Source organism: Thioalkalivibrio sp. ALRh (genome assembly GCF_000381425.1).
Classification (GTDB): domain Bacteria; phylum Pseudomonadota; class Gammaproteobacteria; order Ectothiorhodospirales; family Ectothiorhodospiraceae; genus Thioalkalivibrio.
Genome location: NZ_KB906523.1, coordinates 148,989 through 158,250, shown reverse-complemented (window position 1 = coordinate 158,250; position 9,262 = coordinate 148,989). Strand labels below are relative to the sequence as shown.

Genomic DNA, 9,262 nt, shown 5'->3' with positions numbered 1-9,262 from the left:
GAGGCACCCGCGACCGAGCGTATTGATGCAGTGGCACGAGCTGTGACGGAATCACTATCGATGCGGGCTGTCGGACTCAAGGTAGACGACGTTAGAGTCCAGAAGCGTCGTATGAAAGTCGATACCTTCTCAATTCGGTGCAGGTTCGCGCTGAGATTCGGCGATGTACGGGATGATACCGATGGCACCGTAGCCCGTGCCGACTCGGTGCGGGCGGCCTTTAATTCGCCCTTTCGTCCTTTTGTGCTGGCCAGCACTTCGGTCGGGCAGGAAGGACTGGATTTTCACACCTGGTGTCACTCGGTCGTGCACTGGAACCTGCCGTCGAATCCGGTCGATATGGAGCAGCGCGAAGGGCGAGTTCATCGCTACAAGGGCCACGCGGTGAGGAGGAACGTCGCCCAGCACATCGGCCTGGCCGCCCTTGCGGACTGGGAGGATGGCGGAGACCCGTGGGCTCGTCTGTTCCAGTGCGCCGAAGCGACGGAGTTTGGTCAGCAATCCGACCTGGCACCGTGGTGGATCTACGAGGCCGGGGACGCACGCATTAAGCGGCGAGTCCTGCTCTTGCCGCTGAGCCGCGATGTGGGGCGCCTCAAGCGCATGAAGCGGCAACTAGCGCTCTACCGAATGGTGTTTGGCCAGCCGCGTCAGGAAGACCTGATCGCCTATCTCGATCATGCCCTGCCGGAGGACGCGCCAGAGGACTGGCAGATTTCTCTACTTCCTCCCCCGACGTAACTTCTGGATCCTGATTTCGCCAGAGCTGAGAGGCATTGCGTCGGAAGCCATCCTGATCGAAGCCTTTGAGCCCCGCCAGAATCGCAAGCGTGGCGATGATCTCTCCGCCGTCGAATAACTGCAGAAGGAAGACCCTGAGGTAGAGAAACGCAAAGCGCAGGCGGTACTGGCCAAGCTCGCCAATAAGTTCTAGCGATTTGCGATGTGTGGCCGGAGGCCTAAAGTCATTGGCTGAGTTGCGCCATGCGCTGGTGCTTGTTCAGTGGGAGTGGATATTGACGAGATTCCCAGATCCCCATTTGTATGGCTTGAGGGGATCTGGGATTTACGTGGATAGGGTCATCCGGCGCGGCGACGAGTGTCGTGGTTGATGAGGGGCGGAATCCAGACTTTTCGACCTCCGCAAGGGGATTGCCAGTACCGGTGCATCGGCGCCTGAGATGAGCTCTGCAAGGTCGCATCCGTTTGTGCGCTGCAGCCATCCAGGCCACGCACAACCGTTGCCATCGGTGCTGAATAGCTGTTGCCGTTGCGGTAGGCAACGATGAGTGCCCACAGCGTGTGATAGGCGTCTGCGTCCATCTGCTTTAGGGAAAGCAGCGGTTCCTGGAGAACGTATTCGATGAGCTCTTCATGGGAGCGAGTAGGTACCCGTTCGGCGAATTCCGAAGCAAGGACAATCTTGCCGATGTCATGCATCAGGGCCAGTAGTATGCCGGCTTCCGTTTGCAGCGTCGGCAATGCCATGGTCCGACCCACCGCATGTACCGCTTCGGCGAGTTCGAGGCTGTGGGCGATCAGCCCGCCGGTCTTGGCATGGTGGCATCGCTTGGATGCCGGGAGCGTGAGGTACTGGATGGCGAATTCCTGATCCGAGAAGGCCTCACTGACGAATTCTCGGTAGGGCTCAACAGAAAGGTTCTCCACCACATTGACCAGGCGCTGCAGGCTGCCAGGGTCGGGTGCGCGGTGGACGGGGAGAAGATCCAGCGGCCCCTTCTCGGGCAGTGCCGACCCGACTTCTGGATAAGCCACAACGTGTCGCTGTCCACGCTCTGTATCGATGGTGTGGAGGGCCAGGGATCGGAACTGACCCCCTCCCAAGGGATGTCCTTCCCAGTCTCGAATCCTTGCGAAGGCCGTGAAATAACCGGTCGAATCGTAGACCCGAAGTCGGTAGTAGGGTTCTCCGCTAGGAGCTCGGCCTTCGCACTGGATTTCGACCCGTGCGGCGAAAATGACGGGCTCATAGCATGCGATGTCATCCATCCCGACCATTCGCTGTAGTTCTTGAACGTCCTTAGCCTTCATTGCGCACCTCCGTGTGCTCTTCGGCGTTCCCTTGGAGAGAACGCAGGAGACGATCCATGGCGGAACCATCCTGGCGTGTCAGGTTAGGGACGTACCGCGAATACACGCGGAACAACATCTCGGTCGTGGTATGGCCCAGTTGCCTGGCGATCCACTCCGGGTTCTCTCCAGACGCCAACCAAAGCGTGGCGGCGGTATGCCGGCACTGGTAGGGCTGGCGAGGCTCAAGCCCGAGATAGCGGAGTAATGGATACCAAACCCGCTGAGTGACGTTCTTGGTGTCCAGTGGCCGGCCGGCCTTCGTGACGAAGACGTATTCCTGTTTGCCAGTGGCTCGGAACTGTCGCTGCAGGGCCTCTGCGACCACGGAAGACATGGCGACCTCACGCTGTGAGCCGTCGTTCTTGGTGTATTCCGTCCGCCCCTGGTTGTAGGTCTCGCGAATCAGAATCTGGCCTTTCTCGAAGTCCACGTACTTCCACTTCAGGCCGTGCACTTCACCGGTTCTCAGTCCTGTGAAAAGCCGCACGATGAAGTAGTCGCGGTAGTCGGCTCGAACCGTATTGATGATCTTCTGCGTTTCCTCCCACGTGAACGGCATGATCTCCTTACGTGGTTGTTTGAGCCGTTTCAGATTGTTCATCGGGAACGTAAACTGGAAGCGGTCAGCGGCTTCGGCCAGGACCATCGAGAGCACCCCGAGGGTGTGGTTGATGGTCTTTGGGGACAGGGTCGCGTTGCCTTTCCGGCCTGGAACTTTGGCGAGCTCGGACCGGAAGGCAAGGATGTCCGCTTTGCTGATGTCGCTGACCCTTTGATCACCGAAGTAGGGCAGCAGGTGTCGTCGCAGGGAGCCGCGGTTGGTCTCCAGCGTCTTGAAGCGCCAGGCGACCTCGTTTTCTTGCAGCCACTGTTCCGCGAAATCGCGAAACAGTGGGGTGCTGGCCGTTTCGACGTCCGCTTCGGTCGGGGCGGCGCCTTCCAGCTCCGCGGAGAACCTGACCGCTCGGCTGCTGTTGGGGAAGTACCGACTGTATTCGAAGGTGCCAAGAGTAATCTCGGCTTCGATCTTCTTCGCGACTTTCTCCATGTTTCGCCGGTTGGCTGCGGTGTCATCTAGAGTTGTGCACTCGCGGCATCGAACGCGCTTATAGAAGAAGTCGAAGTAGAGCTTCCCGGTGTCTTTTCTGGCGCGCACTCTAGCCATGACACGCCCCCCCGCTGGCCATGGGGATGGCGGGCACCCCGCCGTCCGTATCCATCATGTCCCGTTCGATCGTTTCCCAGATGAAAAGGATCTTGCGACCGCCGAATGGCCGGAAGTAGTGAATTCCCTCAATGAGGACGCTGTCCTTGAGGCGTTCACGGATCGTGCGCGTGTCGTAGTGGATCCGTTCGGCGAGACCTTCTGTGGTCAGGTATGTGTAGCTCATGTATCGTCCCTCTTATCGATGAAGTCCATTCGTTTCGTGTGTAGCGTGAGCGCTTCACACAATGTCGATCGTACACAATCGATGTAGCGTGTCAACTACAAATGGAGTGCTCGGGCGTCATGGCTATACGCATCAAGCTGAAAGAGCTCGTAGCGGAGAAGGAATATCAGGAGGGACGGGTGGTTACCTTTAAGGAAATCGCCGAAGAGGCTGGGGTCCACCGCGTTACGCTTTCGAAGATAGCCAACAACAAGGGCTATAACGTTGGTACGGACACCCTGGACCGCCTGTGCAAGTACTTTGGCTGCCGCATCGAAGAACTTGTTGAGTTCGTCGACGAAGGAGATGCGTCGGACCGCTCCTGAGGACAGGCTGCCGGGATGCGCTCGGTGGACTTCTAACGGGCCACAAGGCACGGAATGTGTCACGGAGCCAGGTACTCGTAGGGCACAAGTAGCCCAAGCAGCGTGTTACAGGTTTGTCACAGAAGTGGCACGAGAGTGTCACGGGACGTGACCTGACCCAAAACGAAAAAGGGACCAGCGACTGTAAGTCACTGATCCCTTTCTCAGGAATATGGCGCGCCCGGAAGGATTCGAACCTCCGACCACCTGGTTCGTAGCCAGGTACTCTATCCAGCTGAGCTACGGGCGCATCGACTGAAGGCGCGCATTATCGCGATTGGTCCCGAGGGATGCAAGCGCCATGAGCGATTTGCCTCAGCCGCGCGGGATAGGATGGTAGGGCGTGGAGCGCACCCGGTCGTGTTCGTGCATGCGGTAGTGGACGAATTCGTCCTGGTCGTGGAAGTGCAGAAACGGGTTGCCCTCGTCCTGTTCCGCCAGGGTGGATTCGGCCTTCTCCGCATAGTTGTGGCCCGGGTGGATGCAGGTATGCGCCGGGAGCCCGTCGCGCAGGCCGTTCAGGGTGTGGAACATCTGTTCCGGGTCGCCCCCGGACAGGTCGCAGCGGCCGCAGCCGAACACAAACAGCGTGTCACCGGTAATCAGGTCGTCGCCGGCTGGCATGTGGAAGCAGGCGGAGCCGGGGGTGTGGCCGGGCGTGTGCAGGAAGCGGATTTCGGTATCGCCCAGCTTCATCGTGTCGCCGCCGTGGTGGAGTTCAGGGCGCTCCAGCTCCTTGCCCCAGAACTCGGCCTCGGGCTTGAGGATATGCAGTCGGGCATTGGGGTACTGCTCCAGGATCGCCTCGACGCCGTTGATGTGGTCGTGGTGGCTGTGGGTCAGCAGGATGTCGGAGATGGTCACGTCCTGCTCGCGCGCCTGGTTGAGGATCGCGTCCGGCTCCCAGGCCGGGTCCACCACCGCCGCGCGGCGGCTCGCCATGTCCTCGATCAGGTAGACGAAGTTCTCCATCGGCCCGAGTTCCTGGCGGTGGATGCGGTAGGGCAGGTCGTTGCGGTCCATCGGCGTCTCCATTGAGTCGTTTCCAGTTTGGTAGGGTCCGTGCATTACTGGTTCCATCGTCCGCAGGGAAGGAGAGAGATGCAAAATTCCGAAGAGTCGTTGGCCGTTAACGCCGCCCTGGATGCGGAGGCCGACTGGGAGTCCCGCTATCAGGAGGGCTCCACGCGCTGGGATCGCGGTGGCCCCAGCCCGTCGCTGGAAGCGTGGCTGGCGATCACCGATCTGGCGAAAGGCGCACGGATCGTGGTGCCGGGCTGCGGTTTCGGACACGAGGTCCCGGCCCTGGCCCGCCACGGATATTACCCGATCGGTCTGGATGTGGCGCCCACGCCAGTGCGGCATCTGCGCGAACAGCTGGAGCGGGAGGGGCTGGAGGCGGAGGTCGTCCAGGCCGACATGCTGGCATGGCAGCCGGAGACGCCGGTGGATGGGGTCTACGAGCAGACCTCCCTGTGCGCGATCCCGCCCGAGCAGTGGCCCGCCTACGAGCAGCAGCTGCATGCCTGGCTGCGTCCGGACGGCGAGCTGTTCGCGTGCTTCATGCAGACCGGGCGCGAGGGCGGGCCGCCGTTTCACTGCGAGATGGCGGACATGCGGGCGTTGTTCCCGGACAGCCGCTGGGAGTGGCGCAACGACGCCGGGCGGACCGAACACACCAATGGCAAGTTCGAGTTGCTTCATCGCCTGATTCGGCGTTGAATCGGGTAAAGGGCACACCCGTGCCCCGAGTCGGGACCCATGGGTTCCGGCCGGATACCGCGTGAAGTGCCGCGGCAAGGGGGATACTCATGCTTAACTCTATGCCGGAGGGAATGGAGCAGGTTCGCGCGCTGTTGCTGGACCTCTCCGGTGTGCTGTACGTGGGCGGCGAGGCCCTCCCGGGCGCCATCGAGGCCGTGCAGCGGGCACAGGCCGCCGGGCTCCCGATCCGTCTGATCACCAACACCACGCGCGAGCCACGCGCGGCCATCATCGACAAGCTGGCCGGCCTCGGCTTCGCGTTCGAGTCTGCGCAGTTGACGACGGCCCCCTCCGCGATCCGCGAGCGGCTCGCGTCCGAGTCCCGCACCCCGCTGCTCCTGGTACACCCGGCGCTGGAACCCGAGTTCGAGGGCGTGCCCACGGGCGAGCCGGATGTGGTCGTACTGGGCGACATGGGCGCCGCGTTCGACTACGCCGTGCTCAACCGCGCGTTTCGCGTGTTGATGGAGGGAGCACCGCTGTGGGTGATGGGGACCAACCGCTATTTTCGCGAGGCGGCTGGCCTGTCGCTGGATATCGGCCCGTTCGTGCGTGCGCTGGAGTACGCCGCCGATCTGAAGGCCGAGAACTTCGGCAAGCCGGATGCCCGGCTGTTCCATGCGGCGATTGCGGATCTGGATCTGCCACCGGAGCAGGTGCTGATGGTGGGCGACGATGTGTTGGGGGATGTGGACGGCGCACGCGCCGCGGGTCTGACCGCCTGTCTGGTGCGCACCGGCAAGTATCAGGACGGCGACGAACAGCGGGCACAACACCGCGGTGCCGGCCTGGCGGATCGCCTGGCCGACATCGTGGATGCTTTATTGGGTTGAGGTAACCGCGCGCCGGCCGTCAATGACCGGCGCGCGGGTCCTGGCCTTGATCAGGCGGAGCGGCGCTTGACCGACAGGGTGCCGTCACCGCGGCTGGCGTTGGCCTTGCGGCCCGGCGCCTTGCGCGGCTTTCCGGCGGCCGCATAGGCCGGGCGCTTGCCGTTGGCCGGAGCCGGGCCACGCCGCTTGGCGGCCGTCTTGCCCGGGCCGTGGGGCTTGCGCGCAGCCGGGGCGTGGCGCTCGGTCGCGCGCGAGTCGCGAGTCGGGACAGAGCGCGCCATTTCCAGGCGACGGTTGGCGATATGGATATTGCCCAGGCGGCGCACCGCGGCCTCGTCCAGCGCGGCCGGCAGGTCCACATGGCTGTGGTCGTCCTGCAGGCCGATCCGGCCGATGTCGCGGCCGTTCAGGCCACCCTCGTTGGCCAGCGCCCCGACAATGGCGCCGGGGGCGATGCCGTGGTTACGCCCGACCGGCATGTAGTAGCGCACCATGTCCGCTTCCGGCCCGCGGTCCTTGCCGCGGCTGGGGCGGGGGGCGCGGTCACGGTTGCGATCCGCACGATGACTGTCGCGTTCGGGGCGGCTGGCGGCCGCCGTCACGGGATCGTGCGCGTTGGGCGTGCCATCCAGCGGCGTGCCCTGGGTCGCCAGGGCGAGCAGGGCGCGGGCGAGATCGCGTTCGCCCATCTGGCCGTTGGCCAGCAGCCGGTCCAGCAGGGCGTCGAGCTGCGGCGACGCTTCGCCGGCCAGCTCGGCCTGCAGACGCTCGGCCAGGCGCTCCTCGCGGCGGGCGATCACGGCGGCGCGATCCGGGACCTTCTGCTCGCGCACGGGCTTGCCGGTCAGGCGCTCGATATCGCGTAGCATGCGCCGCTTGCGCGGCTCCAGGAACAGGATCGCGCGGCCCTTGCGCCCGGCGCGGCCGGTACGGCCGATGCGGTGCACGTACACCTCGGCATCGCCCGGGGCGTCGTAGTTGAAGACATGGGTGATGCGCGGGACATCGATGCCGCGGGCGGCCACGTCGGTGGCCACGATCACGTCCAGATGACCATCGCGCAGGTCGGCGACCACGCGCTCGCGTTCGCCCTGTTCCATGTCGCCATTGAGCGGGGAGGACTGCACGCCCTGTGCGTTCAGGGCCTCGGCGATCTCGGCGGTGGCGGCCTTGGTACGGGCGAATACGATCGCCGCGTCCAGTTCCGGCTCCACCTCGATCATCCGGCCCAGGGCCTCGGTCTTGTGGCGCTGGTCCACCAGGCAGTAGCTCTGATCGATGTCGGTGCCGGCCTCGTTGCCCGCGCCAATGCGGATCTCCTGCGGCTCGCGCATGTGGCGGTGCGCGATGCGGCGAATCGGCGCCGGCATGGTCGCGGAGAACAGCGTGGTCTGGCGTTCGGCCGGGGTCTGTTCGAGGATCCATTCGATCTCCTCGACAAAGCCCATGCGCAGCATCTCGTCCGCCTCGTCCAGCACCACCATGCGCAGCGCATCCAGTGTCAGCGTGCCGCGCTTGATGTGGTCGACCACGCGGCCGGGCGTTCCGACCACGACCTGCGCACCATCGCGCAGGGCGCGGATCTGCACGCCCATGGGCTGGCCGCCGTAGACCGGCAGGATCTCGAGCCCGTCGATACTGGCCGCGAAGCCCTCCAGGGCGGTGGCGACCTGGCCGGCCAGCTCGCGGGTCGGCGCCAGGATCAGCGCCTGCACGCGACGCTGCGCGGGATCGATCGAGTCGATCAGCGGCAGGCCGAAGGCGCCGGTCTTGCCGGTGCCGGTCTGGGCCTCGCCCAGCACGTCGTCGCCGGCCAGCAGGGCCGGGATACACGCGGCCTGGACCGGGGTCGGGGTGGTAAAGCCCAGTTGCAACAGGGCACGGGCCAACGACTCGGAAAGGCCGAGTTCGGCGAAGGAGGGGGATTCGGACATTTCAGGGGGTACTCGGGCGGGCCGGAACAAAGGCCCGGCGAAAATCGGATGAATCTACTCAGCGCGCATCATACACGAATTGCGAAACGAAATACGTCTGCGCATATGCAATAAAACTCTTGCCCGCGAACAAACGCGGGCATTACGAGGGCTTGGGGTCTGCTACTTCCCCAGCCCGGTCAGTCGCGCCGGCTCCAGGATCTCGATCCAGTAGCCGTCCACGTCCTTCACGAAGGCGATGTCCTTCAGCCCGCCCTCGTCCGGGCGCTTCACGAACTCGACATCGTTCTCGTCGAACCAGTGCACGGCCGCGTCCAGGTCGGGTACCGAGAAGCAGATGTGGCCGAAGCCCTGCGGCTCCTCGTTGCCGTCGTGGTAGTGGAAGTCGGCGTCCTTTTCGGTGCCGTAGTTGTAGGTCAGCTCCAGGATGCCGCGCTGGCTGAACATCCAGCGGGTGGCCTCCCCGCCATCCTTGGGCGGGTGCGGCTCGTCCTCGCCGATTTGCGCCAGGAAGTAGAGCGTGAACTCGAACTCCGGGAAGTCCAGCGTCTTGATCAGCTGCATGCCGAACACCCGCTGGTAGAAGTCCAGCGCCTTCTGCGGATCCTTCACGCGCAGCATGGTGTGGTTCAAGCGAAAGCCTGCGGTGGGATTGTCGCTCATGGTGCGTCCTTGTATCGGCTAAAGGGGGGTGTCCCGGAAGACTGGAACACAGGGGCCGAGGTTCCCTCAAGTACCACCATCGCGTCGTCCGCGATCCCTCGTCACTGCGAGGAGGCGCAGCCGACGCGGCAGCCTGTCGGGTCTGCCCCAACGTCGGTGCCTGCGTTGGGAGATCGCTT

10 protein-coding genes and 1 tRNA gene are annotated in these 9,262 nt (G+C 63.8%); 4 read left to right on the top strand and 7 right to left on the bottom strand.

Annotated features, from left to right (window positions below; all coding sequences use genetic code 11):
- The coding region (locus F791_RS0111130; RefSeq protein WP_255349511.1) for a helicase-related protein at positions 1–741 on the top strand (741 nt) is incomplete at its 5' end.
- Between the two features lie 339 nt (positions 742–1,080).
- Here the strand turns inward: F791_RS0111130 and F791_RS0111125 are convergent.
- The 3 genes from F791_RS0111125 to F791_RS0111115 are packed head-to-tail and all read right to left on the bottom strand — an operon-like array spanning position 1,081 to position 3,485.
- Positions 1,081–2,052 (bottom strand): TraI domain-containing protein, encoded by a 972-nt coding sequence (locus F791_RS0111125; protein WP_020411033.1) that lies wholly within the window; start codon positions 2,050–2,052, stop codon positions 1,081–1,083.
- On the bottom strand, positions 2,042–3,259 hold the full coding sequence (locus F791_RS0111120) for a site-specific integrase (RefSeq protein WP_018174063.1): 1,218 nt from the start codon (positions 3,257–3,259) through the stop codon (positions 2,042–2,044). Before F791_RS0111120 ends, F791_RS0111125 begins: the two co-directional genes overlap by 11 nt.
- Positions 3,252–3,485, bottom strand: a complete 234-nt coding sequence (locus tag F791_RS0111115; protein WP_018174062.1) for a hypothetical protein — start codon at positions 3,483–3,485, stop codon at positions 3,252–3,254. Before F791_RS0111115 ends, F791_RS0111120 begins: the two co-directional genes overlap by 8 nt.
- Before the next feature lie 119 nt (positions 3,486–3,604).
- On the opposite strand from F791_RS0111115, the gene F791_RS0111110 reads away from it, so the two are divergent.
- Positions 3,605–3,850 carry a helix-turn-helix transcriptional regulator gene (locus F791_RS0111110; protein WP_018174061.1) on the top strand — a complete coding sequence of 82 codons (246 nt, stop codon included), beginning with the start codon at positions 3,605–3,607 and terminating at the stop codon, positions 3,848–3,850.
- Positions 3,851–4,062: 212 nt separating this feature from the next.
- Here the strand turns inward: F791_RS0111110 and F791_RS0111105 are convergent.
- Together F791_RS0111105 and F791_RS0111100 are read right to left on the bottom strand one after the other, a co-directional pair.
- Positions 4,063–4,139: transfer RNA gene (locus F791_RS0111105), tRNA-Arg, on the bottom strand.
- Between the two features lie 65 nt (positions 4,140–4,204).
- Complete coding sequence (locus F791_RS0111100) at positions 4,205–4,912, bottom strand: MBL fold metallo-hydrolase (RefSeq protein WP_019024477.1); 708 nt, start codon at positions 4,910–4,912, stop codon at positions 4,205–4,207.
- A gap of 78 nt (positions 4,913–4,990) precedes the next feature.
- Between F791_RS0111100 and F791_RS0111095 the strand changes: the two genes are divergently transcribed.
- Both F791_RS0111095 and F791_RS0111090 read left to right on the top strand, forming a co-directional pair.
- Complete coding sequence (locus tag F791_RS0111095; RefSeq protein ID WP_019592608.1) at positions 4,991–5,611, top strand: methyltransferase domain-containing protein; 621 nt, start codon at positions 4,991–4,993, stop codon at positions 5,609–5,611.
- A gap of 113 nt (positions 5,612–5,724) precedes the next feature.
- A complete protein-coding gene (locus tag F791_RS0111090) occupies positions 5,725–6,486 on the top strand; it encodes a TIGR01458 family HAD-type hydrolase (RefSeq protein ID WP_019592607.1) in 762 nt (253 codons plus the stop codon).
- Positions 6,487–6,536: 50 nt separating this feature from the next.
- Here the strand turns inward: F791_RS0111090 and F791_RS0111085 are convergent, their stop codons facing one another.
- Together F791_RS0111085 and gloA are read right to left on the bottom strand one after the other, a co-directional pair.
- Entirely contained in the window at positions 6,537–8,420 is a 1,884-nt protein-coding gene (locus F791_RS0111085) for a DEAD/DEAH box helicase (protein ID WP_019592606.1), read from the bottom strand.
- 162 nt (positions 8,421–8,582) lie between these two features.
- Complete coding sequence (gene gloA / locus F791_RS0111080) at positions 8,583–9,083, bottom strand: lactoylglutathione lyase (protein ID WP_018137723.1); 501 nt, start codon at positions 9,081–9,083, stop codon at positions 8,583–8,585.
- Positions 9,084–9,262 lie beyond the last annotated feature (179 nt).